The following is a 15,779-nucleotide window of genomic DNA, read 5'->3' as shown; positions in this document are numbered from 1 at the left end:
GATGAGTACGCCCGACCGCGTGCCGGTGGAGCCGGCACTGGTCGCGCGGTTTACCCGGGATGTCGAGCGGGCGCGCCCGCTCGCCCCCGTCGATCGTCTGGCGCTCGCGGTCTCGGGCGGGCCCGACAGCATGGCGCTGCTCGCACTCGCCGCCGCCGCTTTTCCCGGACGGATCGTCGCCGCGACGGTCGATCACCGGCTGCGCGTTGCCGCCGCCGACGAGGCGCGGATGGTCGCCGAGTGGTGCGCCGCGCAGGGCATCGCGCATGCGACATTGGTGGTCGACGACGCGATCGGCACGCGCGCGGTCCAGGGGCGCGCGCGCGACCGGCGCTATGCGCTGCTGCTCGAATGGGCGGCTGCGGCGGGAGCGATCTGCCTCGCTACCGCGCACCATGCCGACGATCAGGCCGAAACTTTCCTGATGCGCGCGGCGCGCGGGGCGGGGGTCGCCGGGCTCGGCGGTATTCGCGCGCACCAGCAGCTCGGCGCGATCGCGCTGATCCGGCCGTTGCTCGGCTGGCGGGTCGCCGAATTGCGCGCGCTTGCTGTGACGCACGCACTGCCCTTCGTCGATGACCCGAGCAACGTCGACCCGCATTACGAGCGCACCCGCTTTCGCGCATTGCTCCGCGACACGCCGTGGCTCGACCCGTTGCAGATCGCGCGCGCCGCGGCGCACGCGGCCGAGGCCGATGCCACGATACGGGGGATGGAAGACTGGCTATGGCAGACCCGCCGCAGCCCGATCCCCAACTGTCACCCCGGCCTCGTGCCGGGGACCACCGCCGTCCACGAGCAACATCCGCAGGACGTGCGGCACGGTGGATGCCGGGACGCGCCCGGTATGACGGGGGCGGGGGGCGTCGTCATCGACCTCGACGTCGCGGACCTACCCCGCGAGTTGAAACGCCGCCTCGCCCGGCGCGCGATCCACGCCGTCCGCGCGGCGCACGCGCTCACCACGCCAGCCTTCACCGACTCGGCCAATATCGAACCGCTGCTCGACTCGCTCGAAGCCGGCAAAACCGCGACCCATGCGGGAATCCTGGTCGCGGTGCGCGACACCCTCTGGAATTTTGCGCCACAACCGCCGCGTCACTCACACTGATCGACGATTTGATCGACGATTGCGCGGGCCGTTGCATTGCCATTAATCGCGCTGTGCTTATCTTATGGGTCACGAAAGGTATCCCGTGCCCATGAACGACAATGACAAGCAGCCCGGCGGCGACTCTGGCGGGCCCAACCCCTGGATGAAATCGCTGCTGATCTGGGTCGGCATCCTCGTCGCGCTGGCGCTGTTCGTGACGCTGATCGACAATCGTTCGGTCGGCCCCAACGTCAACGGGATCGCCTATTCGCAGTTCCTCGACCGTGTCCAGAACGGGCAGGTCAAGGACGTCAACATCGCCGGCGAAGTCGTCACCGGCACGATGAGCGACAACACAAAGTTCCGCACCTATGCGCCGCAGGACCCGCGCCTGACCGATCGTTTGCGCGAGAAGAACGTGACGATCACAGCCAAGCCCGAGGAAGGCGCGCCGATCTGGCAGGTCCTGCTCGTTAATTCGCTACCCTTCTTCCTGTTCCTCGGCCTCGGCTATTTCGTGATGCGCCAGATGCAGAAGAACAGCGGCTCGGGTGCGATGGGCTTCGGCAAGAGCCGCGCGAAGATGCTGACGCAGAAGGAAGGTCGCGTGACCTTCAACGACGTCGCGGGCATCGACGAGGCCCGCGAGGAGCTGCAGGAAATCGTCGAGTTCCTCAAGGACCCGACCAAGTTCGCCCGGCTCGGCGGCAAGATTCCCAAGGGCGCGCTGCTCGTCGGCTCGCCCGGCACCGGCAAGACGCTCCTCGCGCGCGCGATCGCAGGCGAGGCGGGTGTGCCGTTCTTCACGATTTCGGGGTCGGACTTCGTCGAGATGTTCGTCGGCGTCGGCGCGAGCCGTGTGCGCGACATGTTTGCCGAAGCCAAGAAGTCGGCACCGTGCATCGTCTTCATCGACGAAATCGACGCGGTCGGCCGTCACCGTGGTGCGGGCCTCGGCAACGGCAATGACGAGCGCGAGCAGACGCTCAACCAGCTGCTCGTCGAGATGGACGGCTTCGAGGCTTCGGAAGGCATCATCATCGTCGCGGCGACGAACCGCCCCGACGTGCTCGATCCGGCACTGCTCCGTCCGGGTCGCTTCGATCGCCGCGTCACGGTGCCGCTGCCCGATATCGAGGGCCGCGTGAAGATTCTCGAAGTGCACATGAAGAAGGTGCCGCTTGCGCCCGACGTCGATGCGCGCACGCTCGCACGCGGCACGCCGGGCATGTCGGGTGCCGATCTCGCCAACCTCGTCAACGAGGCGGCGCTGATGGCGGCTCGGCTCGGCAAGCGGCTGGTGGCGATGGCGCAGTTCGAGACCGCCAAGGACCGCGTCATCATGGGCACCGAATGGCGCTCGCTGGTGATGACCACCGATGAGAAGCGGATGACCGCCTATCACGAGGCGGGCCATGCTCTCGTTCGTGTCCACACGCCCGCGTCGGACCCGATCCACAAGGCGACGATCATCCCGCGCGGTGGTGCGCTGGGCATGGTCGTGTCGATGCCCGAGCGCGACAATTACTCGTATCACCGCGACAAGATGTACGCCGATCTCGCGACCGTAATGGGCGGCCGAGTGGCGGAAGAACTGATCTTCGGCTACGACAAGGTGTCGAGCGGTGCCTCGGGCGACATCAAGCAGGCGACCAAGCTTGCGCGTGCGATGGTGTCGCAATGGGGCATGTCGGACGCGCTCGGCCCGCTGCAATATGAAGAGCAGCAGGGCGAGACCTTCCTCGGCTACTCGCAGACGCAGCGCCAGAACATGTCGAACGAGACCGCGCTGATGATCGACAGCGAGATCCGCAAGCTGGTCGATGGCGGGCTGGCGCAGGCCCGCGAAATCCTGACCGAGCATATCGACCAGCTCCACCGGATCGCCGGTGCGCTGCTCGAATATGAGACGCTGACCGGCGACGAGATCAAGCGCCTCGCGTTCGACGGCGACATCGGCCGCGACGATGCCGATGCGAAGGTATCGATCGTGCCCGGCGCGGGGACCTCGATCCCCAAGACGCGCCGGCCCAAGGGCGGCGGGCCGTTCGGTAACCCGGCGCCTGCCGGGGCGTAACGCTCGCGGGACTGGAACGGTAAAAAAGCCGCGTCCGACAAGTGTCGGGCGCGGCTTTTTCGTATCTGCGCGGTGTGCGGACGCTTCTGCGCTGTTTTCCGCATCCGGTCGTCTTTGAGCGTGTCGAAGGACTATCGTTCTCGCTGCGACCGAGAGAATGGACGAGCTTCGACGCGTACAGCCCGACAGGGAATAGGCGGGTGCAACCGCAAAGCGGTCTCTCGCGCGCTCCGTTACAACGCTAAGACGCCGTTCACCCTGAGAAGCGGACCGACCGCGTAGGTAGTGCGATTTTACGGGTCCCTTAGCGAGGCACCGCAAGCCCGCCCGGCGCCGCTATTCCATGAACCCCATCGCCAGCAACAGGCAGGCGAAGGCGGTAAGCGCGATCCAGGCGAAGACGATTAGCGCGACCGTTCGCCACAGCGCCGAGCGTTTGCGCAGCGTGTAGGCACCCCGCAACTGTGCGAACATGTGCACCGGCGGCACGAACATCACGAGCAGCCCGATCAGTCCACTGCCAACGCCGACCGCGCCGGCGGTGCTTAGCGAGGCGACCAGCATCATCATGAAGGCGAGTGAATAGGTCACGAAAATGGCGTGGTCGTAGAGTTTGTAGCGCCGCCGCCACAGGAAGAGCAGCGCGACGAACGGAGTCGAGATCGGGATCAGCGCCCAGCTGTATTTGTAGGCGCTCGACTGCAGCTTGTAGAGCGCCAGTCCGGGATTGGCCTTCACCTTGGCGATGCCCTTGTCGAGCGCGTGCCAGTCGGTGCGCAGCCCGGAAAGCGGGACGTCGCCGATCGTGGCGCCCGACCCGCCATCCATCACGCTACGCGCGACCTGCAGGCTGCGCAGATCTTCCTGCACCTTCGCGATCTTGGCGTCGGCATTGGCGCGGCGCGGGGCGGCCTGCAGCCGGGCGAGCTTGGCTTGTCCCTTGGCGATGTCGGCGTCGATGTTCTGCAATGCGGTTTCACGCGCGGCGGGGGGCAAGTCGGTGCCGAGCTCGCCGCCAAAGGCGTGGATCGTCGCAAACATCAGGAACACCGCGAACAGGAACAGCGCCAGCGGCGACACGAAGCGCGCGCGTTCGCCCGCGATGTAGCGCCGCGTCAGCGCGCCGGGCTGGAACACCAGCATCGGCACGGTGCGCCAGATCTTGCCTTCGAAATGGAACACGCCGTGGAGCAGATCGTGCCCGATCGAGTGGAGCGAGCGGTGGACATGCCCGCTTTGCCCGCAGGCGTGGCAGAACTCGCCGTGCAACGCGGTCCCGCAATTGAGGCACAGTCCGTGCGCGAGCGGTCCGTGCGCGGTTTCGCCCGCAGGCGGCTCGACCGCACGCGCGACAAAGAGTCCCGTGGCGATATCGCCCGCTGTATCGATTCCCCCCGACATTGCGGCAGCATAGCAGTGGCTTTGGCGAATGCGATAGCTTTTGCCGCAAGGGGCGCGGTCGTGATACCGCGAGCGTCATGACCGACGCCACGACCCTGCTCGCCACCATGACCGATCGCGCCCGCGGCGCTGCCCGCTTGCTCGCGACGCTGCCGACTGCGGTGAAGGCGCGCGGACTGCTGGCGGCGGCGCAGGCGTTGCGCGATGCCGCGCCGGTAATCCTCGAGGCGAATGCCAGCGACATGGCGAAGGCGACCGCCGCCGGCTTGTCGGGCGCGATGCTCGACCGGCTCAAGCTCGACACCGCGCGCGTCGCGAGCATGGCCGACGGTGTCGCCGCGGTCGCAGCACTCGCCGATCCGGTCGGCGCGGTGATCGACGAGAGCGTGCGTCCCAACGGGCTGCGCTTGCGCCGCGTCCGTGTGCCGATCGGCGTGATCGGGATCATCTATGAAAGCCGCCCCAACGTTACCGCGGATGCCGCCGCACTCGCCGTCATGGCGGGCAATGCCGTCATCCTGCGCGGCGGTTCGGAGGCGATCGAGAGCAACCGTGCGATCCAGACCGCGCTCGTCGCGGGACTGGTGGCCGAGGGTATTCCTGCCGATGCCGCGCAACTTGTGCCGACCACCGATCGTGCTGCGGTCGGGGCGATGCTGACGGCGGACGGGTCGTCGGGCGCCGCCGCGATCGATCTGATCGTCCCGCGCGGCGGCAAGGGGCTCGTCGCGCGCGTCCAGGCCGAGGCGCGCGTCCCCGTGCTCGCGCATCTCGACGGGATCAACCATATCTATGTCGACGGCTCGGCCGATCCGGCGATGGCGAAGGCGATCGTCGTCGACGCCAAGATGCGGCGTACCGGCGTGTGCGGCGCGATGGAGACGCTGCTGATCGACCGCGCCTATCCCGATCCGGCGGGCCTCGTCGCGGCGCTTTCGGCGGCCGGCTGCGAAGTGCGCGGCGGGCCTGGCCTGCGCGCGCTGGTGCCGGGCCTCACCCCCACGACCGACGCCGATTGGGATACCGAATATCTCGACGCGATTGCTTCGGCCGGGCTGGTCGACGGCATCGACGGCGCGCTGCGCTTCATCGCGGCGCACAGCTCGCACCACACCGACGCGATCGTCACCGCCGACGAGGCCGTGGCGACCCGCTTCCTCGCCGAGGTCGACAGTGCGATCGTGCTGTGGAACGCCTCGACGCAGTTCGCCGATGGTGGCGAGTTCGGCCTCGGTGCCGAGATCGGCATCGCGACGGGGCGCCTCCACGCCCGCGGCCCCGTCGCGCTCGAAGGGCTGACGACGTACAAATGGGTGGGTTACGGCAGCGGGCAGGTGCGGGGTTGATGGCGGTCGGGCTCCGGTGTAATTTGCCGCGATGAACCATCCTGCGCCTTTTTCGCGATCGGTCACGATCGACCTGGACGATGAGACGGCTGCGCGGGTCGCCAAAGCAGCGGCTGCGCAAGGGATAACCGGAGCCGCATTTGCGGCCGAAGCCATCCGGCGAGTCATTGAGAGCGAAGACGATCTTCTCGCCTTCATCCAGGTCGGGATTGATGCGGCCGATCGTGGTGCCCTGACCCCGCAAGCTACCGTCTTCGAAAACCTGCGCCGCCGGAGGCAGCAGCGCGCCGTCGCATGAGGACCGTCGAATGGAGCGACCCCGCGATCGCCGATCTCGAGGAGATTGACGATTACTGGTCGGCATATTCTCCCGACGCCGCCGAGCGGATTGCAGCCCTGATTGAGGAGGCAGCCGAATTCGTCGCGGCCACCCCGGCAGCAGGGCCGGCGATTCCCGAGGTCGACGCTCGAAAATGGCGCGTCGCGCCCACCGACTATCTCCTTCTGTATCGGGTAAGCGACACGCACATCGAGGTGCTGCGTATCCGTCATGCGCGCGAAAATTGGATACGGACCTGACCCGCGTCGGCATCCTCGGCGGCTCGTTCAATCCAGCGCATGCCGGCCACCGCGCGATCAGCCTTGCAGCCCTCGATGCGCTGGGGCTCGACGAAGTGTGGTGGCTCGTCTCGCCCGGCAATCCGCTCAAGGAGAAGAGCGGCGACATGGCCCCCTACGCCGCGCGCTTTGCCTCTGCGGTGCGGATGGCGCGCCACGCGCCGATCCGCGTCAGCGCGATCGAGCACAAGCTCGGCACGCGCTACACCGTCGATACCGTCACCAAACTCCGCCGCGCTTTCCCCAAAAAGCGCTTCATCTGGTTGATGGGATCGGACAATCTCGCGCAGTTCGACCAGTGGAAAGGGTGGCGCCGGATCGCCCGCGAGGTTCCGATTGCGGTAATCGCGCGTCCGGGGTATGAACGTGCTGCTCTCGCGGCTCCCGCGATGGGTTGGTTGCGGCGCGCACGTCGGCCCGCACACCAGGCGAAGAACTGGACGCAGTGGAGATTGCCGGCACTCGTGCTGTTGCGCTTCCGCCCCGACCCGCGCTCCGCGACACAGCTTCGTGCTGCCGACCCCGCCTGGCAGCGGCATTTCCTGCCAGCCGTCCCGACCCCACCTTCTGCATAGGAATCATCTTGGCCTCATCTTCTCCCGTCTATCGCGCGTCCGAACCCGAAGAGGTCGACGCGCTGCTTCGGCTCGTGCTCGCGTCGCTCGACGACGATCAGGCCGTCGATGTCATCTCGATCCCGCTCGCGGGCAAATCGAGCATCGCCGATTACATGGTGATCGCGAGCGGCCGCTCGACGCGCCAGGTCGCGTCGATGGCGCAGAAGCTCAGCGAGAAGATCAAGGCCGAATACGGCCGGCCGTCGCGTATCGAGGGCCTGCCGACCGCCGATTGGGTGCTGCTCGATGCCGGCGACGTGATCGTCCATCTGTTCCGCCCCGAGGTCCGCACCTTCTACAATCTCGAGCGGATGTGGGCGTTCGGCGATGCGCCGACCCCGCCCGCCGCGCCGGTTATCGAGGACTGATCGCTGGATCTCCTGCTCCCCGGCGAAGGCCGGGGTCCAGGAGCGAGCGGTGCGGCGGAGTGCGCAGCGCCCGGCTATGGCGACCTTCGCGACTGGGCCCCGGCCTTCGCCGCGGAACGTGTAGCGGTACAGCGCTGAGCATCGCTCGCAACGGAGGCAAGCATGCTGCTCCACATCGTCGCGCGCGGGCGGATCGGGCGCAGTCCCGAGGCCGAACTGGTCGAGCGCTACGTCAAGCGGCTGTCCTGGCCGTACAAGCTGACCGAGCTGCCCGACACCGGCGGCAAGATGCCGGCGGTCGAGCACGGCTGCCGGATCGTCATGCTCGACGAGACGGGGCAGGTCCTGCCATCGCGCGATCTCGCCGCCACGCTCGAGAAATGGCGGGACTCAGGCGTGCGCGAGGCGCGCTTCCTGATCGGCGCAGCCGACGGCTTCGACGATGCGCAGCGCGCCTCGGCCGATCTGCTGCTGAGCTTCGGGCGGGCGACGTGGCCGCACCTGCTCGCCCGCGCGATGCTCGCCGAGCAATTGTACCGCGCGACGAGCATCCTTGCCAATCACCCCTACCACCGCGAAGGATAGCGCCATGCGGGGGCGGGCTCTTCTGATCGCGGGTGTCGCAGCGGCGATTGGCGCGAGCGTGGCCGTCGCGCAGGAACCCGTCGACCAGCGCACCCGGCTCGCCGAAGCCAAAGCGCAATCCGATGCCGCCGCGCGCCGCTCAGCCGCGCTCGAACGCCAGGCCGCCGCAGAGCGCGACCAAGCGCGTCAGGCGCAAGCGCAGGAAGCCGCGGTCGCCGCCCGCATCCAGCAGGCCGAGGCCGATATCGCCGCAGGGCAGGCGCGGCTCGCGATCGTCGATCGCTTGCTCGATGCGCAGCGCACCAAGCTGGCCGCCAAGCAAGTGCCCGTCGCGCGGCTGATGGGCGCACTGCAATCGCTCGCGAGGCGGCCCGCGATCATCAGTTTAGTCCAGCCCGGATCGGTCGACGATCTCGTCCATGTCCGTGCGGTGCTGGCGAACACGATGCCGGTGATCCGCGCGCGCACCGCCGACGTCCGCGCCGATCTTGCGCGCACCCGCCAGTTGCAGGCGGCAGGCGCGGTCGCGACCCGCGCGCTCGCCGAGAGCCGGTCGCGGCTCGAAGTCCAGCGGCTTGCGCTGACGCGACTCGAGGTGGCGCACCGGCTGCGCTCGCGCGCGTTCGGACGCGATGCGCTGATCGAATCCGATCGCGCGATCGCGCTCGGCGAAAAGGCGCGCGACATCGTCGACCTGATGGACACGATCGGCAACCAGGCGGCGACGCGCGAGAGCCTTGCGACGCTGCCCGGACCGCTCGCGCGCCCGCCACGCCCGGGCGAGGTCGCCGCGCCGATCGACCGCGGCACCTGGTCGCACAGCGCCCCACCGTATCGCTTGCCGGTGGAGGGCAAGATCGTCACCGGGCTCGGCGAACTCTCGGACACCGGCGTCCATTCGCGTGGGCTGACGATCGCGCCGCTGGCAGGCGCGCAAGTCGTCGCCCCAGCGGCGGGGCGCGTCGCTTTTGCCGGGCCGTTCCGCGGCTATGGCACGATCGTCATCCTCGATCATGGCGGCGGTTGGACGACGCTCGTCTCGGGGCTCGGCAGCACCAGCGCGCGGATCGGCGAAACGATCGGCCAAGGCGCGCCGATCGGGCAGGCGGCGCGCGGCGAAGCGCCGAGTGTGACGGTCGAGCTGCGCCGCCGCGATCGCGCGGTCGACATGACGCCGCTGCTCGGGTGAGGCGAAATCCGCGGCGGCAATCCCGCTCAGCTTCGGTTCAGCCCGGGCACGTCATCGATTGCCCCGCTTTGATCCCCGCGCAAACCCCGCTACGGTGCCTCCAAGACCTCTTGCTTGCCGAGTATTGACCGATGTCGCGTTTCACCACTTCGCTGCTCCAAGCTTCCGCGATCGCGGCGGTGCTGGCGATCGTGCCGATCGGTACGAGCGCAATGGCGGCGGTCGACAACGGCACGTATCGCGAGATGGCGGTGTTCCTCGACGTCTATAATCGCGTGAAGGCCGAATATGTCGACAAGGTCGACGACAAGGTGCTGGTCAAGGGCGCGATCGAAGGCATGCTCGCCGCGCTCGATCCGCACAGCGCGTACGAGACCGGGCTCGATTACGACAATCTCAAGATCCAGACGATGGGGAGTTACGGCGGGCTCGGCCTGACCGTCACGATGGAGGACGGCGCGGTCAAGGTGATGTCGCCGCAGCCCGACGCGCCGGGCGCGCGCGCCGGGATCAAGTCGGGCGACTACATCACGCATATCGACGGCAAGCTGATCTTCGGCGACACGCTCGACGAATCGATCCAGAAGATGCGGGGGCTCCCCGGCAGCAAGGTCTCGCTGACGCTGCTGCGCCCGGGACACGACAAGCCGATCGTCGTCTCGCTGATCCGCGAGAAGATCGTCCAGAAGCCCGTCAAATGGAGCGTCAAGGACGGCGTCGGGCTGATCACCATCACCGCCTTCTCCGAACATACCGGCGACGCGGTGACCGGCGCGATCCGCGGGATCGTCAAGCAGCTCGGGCACGACCCACTCGGCTATGTCATCGATCTGCGCGACAATGGCGGCGGTTTGCGCGACGAATCGATCGCGGTTGCCGACAATTTCCTGTCGTCGGGCGAGATCGTCTCGCAGCGCGGGCGCGACAAGGCCGATATCGAGCCGTTCTACGCCGAATCGTACGTGAAGGGCGATCTTGCGCACGGGCTGCCGGTGATCGTGCTGACCAATGCCGGCACCGCCTCGGCCTCCGAGATCGTCGCGGGTGCGCTGCAGGATCATCACCGCGCGCTGGTGATGGGGGAGCGCTCGTTCGGCAAGGGCTCGGTCCAGACGGTGATCGACATGGGCGCCAACGCCGCGCTGCGGCTCACCACCTCGCGCTATTACACGCCGTCGGGCCGGTCGGTGCAGGAGGGCGGGATCGAGCCCGATATCGCCGTGCCGCAGCTTTCCGACCCCGACTACAAGTCGCGCCCCGTTTTCCGCGAGGACGATCTGCGCCGCCATCTGATCAACGAGGCCAAGACGACCAACGCCGCGGTCGAGGAAGACGGCAAGCCCGATCCGCGCTTCGTGATGACGCCCGATCAGCTCAAGGCGAAGGGGATCGAGGATTTCCAGTTGACCTACGCGCTGAAGACGCTCGCGCGGCTGTCGAGCACGACGCAAGCGGTGGCGGCGCGGTAATGGCGCGCGACCGTTTCATCCTCGCCCGGCTGCTCGCGCTGCTGATTCCGCTCGCTCTGCTCGGCGGTGCGCTCGCCTTCCAATATATCGGCAAGCTCTATCCGTGCGAGATGTGCTGGTGGCAGCGCTACCCGCACATCGCCGCGCTGCCGCTCGCGTTGCTCGCCTTCGTCGTGCCGAGCCGCGCGCAGCGCGAGGTGTTCGTCAGCCTGGCGGCGGTGGCGATCCTCATCAGCGGCGTGATCGGCGCCTATCACGCAGGCGTCGAATATCATTGGTGGGCGGGTGTTACGGCCTGCACTTCGACCGTGTCGGGCGCGATCACGCTCGACAGCATCATGGCTGCGCCGATCATCCGCTGCGATGTCGCGCAATGGACGCTGTTCCATGTTTCGCTCGCCGGCTTCAACGCGCTCTTTTCGGTCGGTGGGGCGATCACCATCTTTGGCCTGATGCGAGGAGCAAAAGCATGAGCGGCTGGAAACCCGGCGACCCCAAGCGCGACACCGCCTCGATGGTGCGCGTCGACCAAGCGGGCGAATTCGGCGCGACGCGGATCTATGCCGGGCAGCTGGCGATACTCGGTGACCGCAGCCCGGCGGCGCGTGCGATCGCGGGGATGGCCAATCAGGAAGAGCGCCACCGCGCCTTTTTCGATTCGATGATGGCGCGGCGCTCGGTACGGCCGACATTGCTCGCGCCGCTCTGGGATGTCGCCGGCTTCGCGCTCGGCGCGGTGACGGCGGCGCTCGGGCCCAACGCGGCGATGGCGTGCACCGCCGCAGTCGAGACCGAGATCGACAAGCATTATGAAGACCAGCTCGTCGCGCTTGGCGACAGCGATCCCGAACTGTCCGAGGCGATCCGCGATTTCCAGGCCGAGGAGGTCGAGCATCGCGAGACAGCGCTCGCCGCGGGTGCCGAGAACACGCCGGGCTATCCAGTGTTGAGCGGGCTGATCCGGCTCGGTTGCAAGGTCGCGATCGCGACCGCGAAACGTATCTGACGGGGAGACAGGATCATGCAGAACCTGATGACGAAGGGCGCGCTTGCCGCGCTCGTGCTCGCTGGCTTCGGCGCGGGTGGGCTCGCCTCTGCGCCTGCTGCGGCGCAGGGCGTGAGCAACCCGCCGCTGGTGATCTACGGCAAGCAGAAATGCCCGACCGATTCCGATGGGAATGAGATCGTCGTCTGCGTGCGGCGTGCGCCGGGCGAGCAGTTCCGCATTCCCAAGGAATTGCGCGAATTGAAGGTGACGCCCGAAAACGAAAGCTGGGCCGCCAAGGGCGCAGCCAACGATCGGGTCGGTGCGACGGGAATCGGCAGCTGCAGCAACGTCGGCGCCGGGGGCGGCATGGGCTGCTTCGCGCAGGCGGGGCGCAAGTACAAGCGCGAGAAGCAGGACGCCAAGGCCGACCAGCGCGCTGTCGACGCTGCGCTGGTTCCCTGACGCAGGCCGGGGGGATGGCGACGCCTGCGGGGGCAGGGCGGACGAATGCGAGCAAGTCGCTACGCGCCGACCGCTATGAGACCGTGCTTGCCGGCGCGGCGGTGGTGCTGTTGGTCGCTATCCTCGTCGCGCTCGCCAAAGGCGCGGCGCATTGGGGAAGCGTGCCGCTCGTCGTATGGGGCCATCTCGCGACGGTTGTGATCGCGCTGGCGTTGACCCCCGTGATGCTGCTGCGTCCGCGCGGCGATGCCGCGCACCGGATGCTCGGCAAGGTGTGGGTCGTCGCGATGTTCCTGACCGCCGCCGAATCCTTCTTCGTCCGCCACGGCACGCCGCCGCGCTTCAGTTTCATCCATATCCTGTCGGCCTATGTCGTCCTCGCCGCGCCGCTCATCTGGTGGACCGCGCGGACGCACCGGATCGCGGCGCATCGCCGACAGGTTCGCGGGATGGTGACGGGCGCGCTGCTTATCGCGGGGTTCTTCACGCTGCCGCCGTTCCGGCTGCTCGGCCAATGGTTGACCGCCTGACCTTATGACACCCTCCGCCCCGATCGTTCGCGCGCCGCATGCGGTCGCGCTCCTGCTGTTCGCGCTCGTCTGGCTGTCGTGCGTGTGGTTCGGCTCGTTCGTATTCAATCCCAACAGCGCGACGCGGCTGTTCGGGACGCTGGCGCTGGTCGAGCGCGGGGAAGCGACGATCGATCGCTACCAGACGCTGACGATCGACAAGGCCGAGTTCAAGCAAGGCGGCGTGACGCATTACTATATGGACAAGGCGCCGGGCATGACGCTGATGGCGGCGCCGGTGGTGTGGGCGACCAACCGCGTCACGGGCGTCAGCTCGTATGATCATATCATCGACATTACCAATCCCCGGCTTGCCGAGTTCCTGCGGCTCCGTATGCAGCTCGCGGTCGCGTGTGGCGCAGCGATCCTCACCGCGTTTGCCGCGGTGCTGCTGCTCGATCTGGCGACGGGGATCACCGGCAGCCCGGCCGCAGGGCTGTTCGCCGCGCTCGGCTATTCGCTTGGGTCGATCGTGTGGGGCTGGTCGACGACGCTGTTCGGCCATGCGCCCGTTGCCGCGCTGTTCCTGATCGCGACCTGGGCGATCTGGCGCGGGACGTCGGGCGAGCGCGAGTTCGGCCGCTGGCGCTATCCGTTGATGGCAGGCGCGGCGCTCGGCTTTGCGGTGACGATCGAGTTCCAGGCGGCGCTCGGCGGGCTGGTGATCGGTGGCTGGGCGTTGTGGCGCAGCCGTGATGCGGCCTGGCCGGTGCGGCGGCGGCTGTATCTCGTCGCGGTGGCGACCGCGCTCGTCGCGGTGCTGCCGATGCTCGCCTATAACCAGTTCGCCTTCGGGACGCCGTTCATGACGGGCTATACCGGCGTGGTCGGGTTCAGCGGGATGAACCAGGGGCTGTTCGGGCTGACCTATCCCAAGATCACCGCGCTGCTCGGAATCACCTTCGGCGTGCGGCGCGGGCTGTTCTGGGTTGCGCCGATCCTGTTGCTCGGCTGGTTCGGCGTGGTGAAGCTGGTGCGCGACCCCGCGACGCGCGACCTTGGCGTGCTGTGCGTCGCGATGATCGTTATCGTACTGTCGATCAACGCATCCTATGCCTATTGGGATGGCGGCGCGTCGGTCGGCCCGCGGCATTCGGTCCCGGCGATCCCGTTTTTCGCGATTGGCCTCGCGCCGATCTGGGCGTCGATCGAGCGGCGCAGCGACAAGATCAAGGCGATCGCGCTGCTCGCCGTGTCTATCCTGCTCAACCTGATCGTCGCGGCGACCGACATCTTCGCCCCCGAGACGATGATGACGCCGGTGTGGTCGCGCAACATCATGGGCTTGCTCGCGCACGGCTATCTCAACACCGTGCCCAATATGTATTGGGGATTTTCGCCCTGGATCGGGCTGATCCTGTATCTCGACCTGGCGCTGCCGATGCTCGGGCTGATGCTGTGGTGGACCCGCCGGGCCGAGCGTCGCGGTTCAGTATAGCCGACCGCCGTTGGGGATCGGCAGATTGGGCTGGACGAGCACGACCTCGCCATTTTCATCGGGAAAGCCGAGCGTCAGCACTTCGGACATCATCGGGCCGATCTGGCGCGGCGGGAAGTTGACCACCGCGGCGACTTGCCGCCCGGGCAAATCCTCGAGCGTGTAGCGCGCGGTGATCTGCGCCGAGGAGCGCTTGATCCCGATCTCGGGGCCGAAATCGATCGTCAGGCGGAATGCGGGCTTGCGCGCCTGCGGGAAGGGCAAGGCCTCGACGATCGTCCCGACACGGATGTCGAGCTTCGCGAAATCGTCGAAGGTGACCTGCTCAGAAATCGACATCGTCATAATGTTTCGGTGCCATGATCCCTTCCATCCGTTCGGACAGCAGGGGACGGAAGCTCGGGCGGCTCTTGAAGCCGCGATACCATTTCGCGGTCTGCTCGTGGTTGCGCCAGTCGATTCCGCCGAGATAATCGGCCACAGAGATCTGCGCTGCCGCCGCCAGATCGGCGAGGCTCATCGTCGCGCCGGCCATCCAGTTATGATGGTCGAGCAAATAATCGATATAATCGAGGTGGCGCACCGCCGCCTTCATCGCATCGCGCAGCCGCTTCGAATCGGGCGGTTCCTTGGTGACGAGGCGCTTCTCCATCCGCTCGTGGAGCAAGGGCGCAACGACATCGGCGAAGAATTGCGAATCGAACCAGGCGACGAGCCGGCGAATCTCGGCGCGGTTGACCGCGGTGCCGTTGATCATCGCGTTCTTCTCGACCGTCTCTTCGAGATATTCGCAAATCGCCATCGAATCCATCAGGCGGATGCCGCGCTGTGGATCGGTCATCACCGGCACTTGGCCGGCGGGGTTCATGTCGAGGAACTCATCGCGCTGTTCCCACGGGTTTTCGCGAACGAGCTCGCAGCCGACGCCCTTTTCGCCGAGCAGAAGCCGGACCTTGCGCGAGAACGGGCAGAGCGGGAATTGGTAGAGTTGCCACATGCCCGCTTGGTAGAACGCACGAGCCGGGAGGGGAAGGCGTCACGCGACTTTGTGTCGGGCCACCCCGGATCAGCGGACCGCGTTAACCTCGGCCTGGGTGAGCGCAATCGCCGCGCGGAGGCGTTCGGTGGTGTGCTTGAGCTCGGCGCTGAGGCTGGCGATGTCGCGCGCGGCCTGGCCAGTCGCGGCGACCGCGCTGCGGGTCTGGTTGTGCAGGTCGCGCCGGTAATCGGGGTGGGTGCGCGCGGCGAGATCGCCGAGCGTGTCCTCGGGGCGGACATGGTCGCGCGTGTCGGTCAGCTTGGCGAGCGGGCCGACATGCGTCTGGAGCAGCGCATCGGCATATTGGTCGACCGTGGTCGCGATGATTTCCTGGACGAGCGGGCTCGACAGCAGCGCGCCGACCTGCGCCGCATCGGGGAGCGGGCGGGGCGGGGGTGCGCTCTCATTCGCGAACGCCGGAGTGGCGATGCCGCAAGCGACCAGACCGAGCAAAATTCTACGCATAATCAACCCTCGAACGCCCCCGATCGAGCGGTGCGCATAGCACGATTCGGGGCGT

19 protein-coding genes are annotated in these 15,779 nt (G+C 67.4%); 15 read left to right on the top strand and 4 right to left on the bottom strand.

The features are described from left to right. The first annotated feature begins 1 nt into the window (after window position 1). Window positions 2–1,111: a tRNA lysidine(34) synthetase TilS gene (gene tilS / locus E2E30_RS13950; protein ID WP_133190760.1), complete on the top strand. Its 1,110-nt coding sequence runs from the start codon at window positions 2–4 to the stop codon at window positions 1,109–1,111. Window positions 1,112–1,202: 91 nt separating this feature from the next. Further along, window positions 1,203–3,170 carry an ATP-dependent zinc metalloprotease FtsH gene (gene ftsH, locus E2E30_RS13945; protein ID WP_133190758.1) on the top strand — a complete coding sequence of 656 codons (1,968 nt, stop codon included), beginning with the start codon at window positions 1,203–1,205 and terminating at the stop codon, window positions 3,168–3,170. Between the two features lie 336 nt (window positions 3,171–3,506). Here ftsH and E2E30_RS13940 read toward each other — a convergent pair whose 3' ends face one another. Next, entirely contained in the window at window positions 3,507–4,571 is a 1,065-nt protein-coding gene (locus E2E30_RS13940; protein ID WP_133190756.1) for a DUF3667 domain-containing protein, read from the bottom strand. 77 nt (window positions 4,572–4,648) lie between these two features. Here E2E30_RS13940 and E2E30_RS13935 point away from each other — a divergent pair, with 77 nt between their 5' ends. The 13 genes from E2E30_RS13935 to E2E30_RS13875 all read left to right on the top strand — a co-directional run bounded on the left by E2E30_RS13935 (window position 4,649) and on the right by E2E30_RS13875 (window position 14,220). Continuing rightward, the gene (locus E2E30_RS13935; protein WP_133190754.1) at window positions 4,649–5,917 is read left to right on the top strand and encodes a glutamate-5-semialdehyde dehydrogenase; all 1,269 of its coding nucleotides are present in this window, start codon (window positions 4,649–4,651) and stop codon (window positions 5,915–5,917) included. Window positions 5,918–5,948: 31 nt separating this feature from the next. After that, window positions 5,949–6,215 carry a CopG family transcriptional regulator gene (locus E2E30_RS13930; RefSeq protein ID WP_133190752.1) on the top strand — a complete coding sequence of 89 codons (267 nt, stop codon included), beginning with the start codon at window positions 5,949–5,951 and terminating at the stop codon, window positions 6,213–6,215. Next, complete coding sequence (locus E2E30_RS13925; RefSeq protein ID WP_133190750.1) at window positions 6,212–6,496, top strand: type II toxin-antitoxin system RelE/ParE family toxin; 285 nt, start codon at window positions 6,212–6,214, stop codon at window positions 6,494–6,496. The genes E2E30_RS13930 and E2E30_RS13925 overlap by 4 nt, the downstream gene beginning before the upstream one ends. Then, the gene (locus E2E30_RS13920) at window positions 6,493–7,110 is read left to right on the top strand and encodes a nicotinate-nucleotide adenylyltransferase (RefSeq protein WP_133192108.1); all 618 of its coding nucleotides are present in this window, start codon (window positions 6,493–6,495) and stop codon (window positions 7,108–7,110) included. The genes E2E30_RS13925 and E2E30_RS13920 overlap by 4 nt, the downstream gene beginning before the upstream one ends. Window positions 7,111–7,118: 8 nt before the next feature. Further along, window positions 7,119–7,520, top strand: coding sequence for a ribosome silencing factor (gene rsfS / locus E2E30_RS13915; protein ID WP_133190748.1), 402 nt, complete (start codon window positions 7,119–7,121; stop codon window positions 7,518–7,520). Window positions 7,521–7,682: 162 nt separating this feature from the next. Then, the gene (locus E2E30_RS13910; protein WP_133190746.1) at window positions 7,683–8,105 is read left to right on the top strand and encodes a 23S rRNA (pseudouridine(1915)-N(3))-methyltransferase RlmH; all 423 of its coding nucleotides are present in this window, start codon (window positions 7,683–7,685) and stop codon (window positions 8,103–8,105) included. A 4-nt stretch (window positions 8,106–8,109) separates the two neighbouring features. Further along, the gene (locus E2E30_RS13905) at window positions 8,110–9,294 is read left to right on the top strand and encodes a murein hydrolase activator EnvC family protein (protein ID WP_133190744.1); all 1,185 of its coding nucleotides are present in this window, start codon (window positions 8,110–8,112) and stop codon (window positions 9,292–9,294) included. 131 nt (window positions 9,295–9,425) lie between these two features. After that, window positions 9,426–10,763, top strand: a complete 1,338-nt coding sequence (locus E2E30_RS13900) for a S41 family peptidase (protein ID WP_133190742.1) — start codon at window positions 9,426–9,428, stop codon at window positions 10,761–10,763. Next, entirely contained in the window at window positions 10,763–11,236 is a 474-nt protein-coding gene (locus E2E30_RS13895) for a disulfide bond formation protein B (RefSeq protein WP_133190740.1), read from the top strand. Before E2E30_RS13900 ends, E2E30_RS13895 begins: the two co-directional genes overlap by 1 nt. After that, window positions 11,233–11,769 carry a demethoxyubiquinone hydroxylase family protein gene (locus tag E2E30_RS13890; RefSeq protein ID WP_133190738.1) on the top strand — a complete coding sequence of 179 codons (537 nt, stop codon included), beginning with the start codon at window positions 11,233–11,235 and terminating at the stop codon, window positions 11,767–11,769. Before E2E30_RS13895 ends, E2E30_RS13890 begins: the two co-directional genes overlap by 4 nt. A 15-nt stretch (window positions 11,770–11,784) precedes the next feature. Then, the gene (locus E2E30_RS13885; protein ID WP_133190736.1) at window positions 11,785–12,213 is read left to right on the top strand and encodes a hypothetical protein; all 429 of its coding nucleotides are present in this window, start codon (window positions 11,785–11,787) and stop codon (window positions 12,211–12,213) included. 14 nt (window positions 12,214–12,227) lie between these two features. After that, window positions 12,228–12,743 carry a DUF2306 domain-containing protein gene (locus E2E30_RS13880; RefSeq protein ID WP_133190734.1) on the top strand — a complete coding sequence of 172 codons (516 nt, stop codon included), beginning with the start codon at window positions 12,228–12,230 and terminating at the stop codon, window positions 12,741–12,743. Between the two features lie 4 nt (window positions 12,744–12,747). Next, window positions 12,748–14,220: a hypothetical protein gene (locus E2E30_RS13875; protein ID WP_133190732.1), complete on the top strand. Its 1,473-nt coding sequence runs from the start codon at window positions 12,748–12,750 to the stop codon at window positions 14,218–14,220. Here E2E30_RS13875 and E2E30_RS13870 read toward each other — a convergent pair. The 3 genes from E2E30_RS13870 to E2E30_RS13860 all read right to left on the bottom strand — a co-directional run bounded on the left by E2E30_RS13870 (window position 14,212) and on the right by E2E30_RS13860 (window position 15,724). Continuing rightward, a complete protein-coding gene (locus E2E30_RS13870) occupies window positions 14,212–14,559 on the bottom strand; it encodes a tRNA-binding protein (protein ID WP_133190730.1) in 348 nt (115 codons plus the stop codon). The two genes, E2E30_RS13875 and E2E30_RS13870, sit on opposite strands and share 9 nt — an antisense overlap. Next, a complete protein-coding gene (locus E2E30_RS13865) occupies window positions 14,546–15,217 on the bottom strand; it encodes a glutathione S-transferase family protein (protein WP_133190728.1) in 672 nt (223 codons plus the stop codon). The genes E2E30_RS13870 and E2E30_RS13865 overlap by 14 nt, the downstream gene beginning before the upstream one ends. 69 nt (window positions 15,218–15,286) lie before the next feature. Next, window positions 15,287–15,724 carry a hypothetical protein gene (locus E2E30_RS13860; RefSeq protein WP_133190726.1) on the bottom strand — a complete coding sequence of 146 codons (438 nt, stop codon included), beginning with the start codon at window positions 15,722–15,724 and terminating at the stop codon, window positions 15,287–15,289. Window positions 15,725–15,779: the final 55 nt, after the last annotated feature.

The organism is Sphingomonas sp. AAP5, from assembly GCF_004354345.1.
Classification (GTDB): Bacteria; Pseudomonadota; Alphaproteobacteria; order Sphingomonadales; family Sphingomonadaceae; genus Sphingomonas; species Sphingomonas glacialis.
This window is presented reverse-complemented; position numbering and strand designations above follow the sequence as displayed.

Excerpts from the sequence above, each read along its gene's own strand:
- tilS (WP_133190760.1), top strand. The coding sequence starts at position 2 with ATGAGTACGCCCGACCGCGTGCCGGTGGAGCCGGCACTGGTCGCGCGG.
- ftsH (WP_133190758.1), top strand. The coding sequence starts at position 1,203 with ATGAACGACAATGACAAGCAGCCCGGCGGCGACTCTGGCGGGCCCAAC.
- E2E30_RS13940 (WP_133190756.1), bottom strand. The coding sequence starts at position 4,571 with ATGTCGGGGGGAATCGATACAGCGGGCGATATCGCCACGGGACTCTTT.
- E2E30_RS13935 (WP_133190754.1), top strand. The coding sequence starts at position 4,649 with ATGACCGACGCCACGACCCTGCTCGCCACCATGACCGATCGCGCCCGC.
- E2E30_RS13930 (WP_133190752.1), top strand. The coding sequence starts at position 5,949 with ATGAACCATCCTGCGCCTTTTTCGCGATCGGTCACGATCGACCTGGAC.
- E2E30_RS13925 (WP_133190750.1), top strand. The coding sequence starts at position 6,212 with ATGAGGACCGTCGAATGGAGCGACCCCGCGATCGCCGATCTCGAGGAG.
- E2E30_RS13910 (WP_133190746.1), top strand. The coding sequence starts at position 7,683 with ATGCTGCTCCACATCGTCGCGCGCGGGCGGATCGGGCGCAGTCCCGAG.
- E2E30_RS13905 (WP_133190744.1), top strand. The coding sequence starts at position 8,110 with ATGCGGGGGCGGGCTCTTCTGATCGCGGGTGTCGCAGCGGCGATTGGC.
- E2E30_RS13900 (WP_133190742.1), top strand. The coding sequence starts at position 9,426 with ATGTCGCGTTTCACCACTTCGCTGCTCCAAGCTTCCGCGATCGCGGCG.
- E2E30_RS13895 (WP_133190740.1), top strand. The coding sequence starts at position 10,763 with ATGGCGCGCGACCGTTTCATCCTCGCCCGGCTGCTCGCGCTGCTGATT.
- E2E30_RS13890 (WP_133190738.1), top strand. The coding sequence starts at position 11,233 with ATGAGCGGCTGGAAACCCGGCGACCCCAAGCGCGACACCGCCTCGATG.
- E2E30_RS13885 (WP_133190736.1), top strand. The coding sequence starts at position 11,785 with ATGCAGAACCTGATGACGAAGGGCGCGCTTGCCGCGCTCGTGCTCGCT.
- E2E30_RS13880 (WP_133190734.1), top strand. The coding sequence starts at position 12,228 with ATGGCGACGCCTGCGGGGGCAGGGCGGACGAATGCGAGCAAGTCGCTA.
- E2E30_RS13875 (WP_133190732.1), top strand. The coding sequence starts at position 12,748 with ATGACACCCTCCGCCCCGATCGTTCGCGCGCCGCATGCGGTCGCGCTC.
- E2E30_RS13870 (WP_133190730.1), bottom strand. The coding sequence starts at position 14,559 with ATGTCGATTTCTGAGCAGGTCACCTTCGACGATTTCGCGAAGCTCGAC.
- E2E30_RS13865 (WP_133190728.1), bottom strand. The coding sequence starts at position 15,217 with ATGTGGCAACTCTACCAATTCCCGCTCTGCCCGTTCTCGCGCAAGGTC.
- E2E30_RS13860 (WP_133190726.1), bottom strand. The coding sequence starts at position 15,724 with ATGCGTAGAATTTTGCTCGGTCTGGTCGCTTGCGGCATCGCCACTCCG.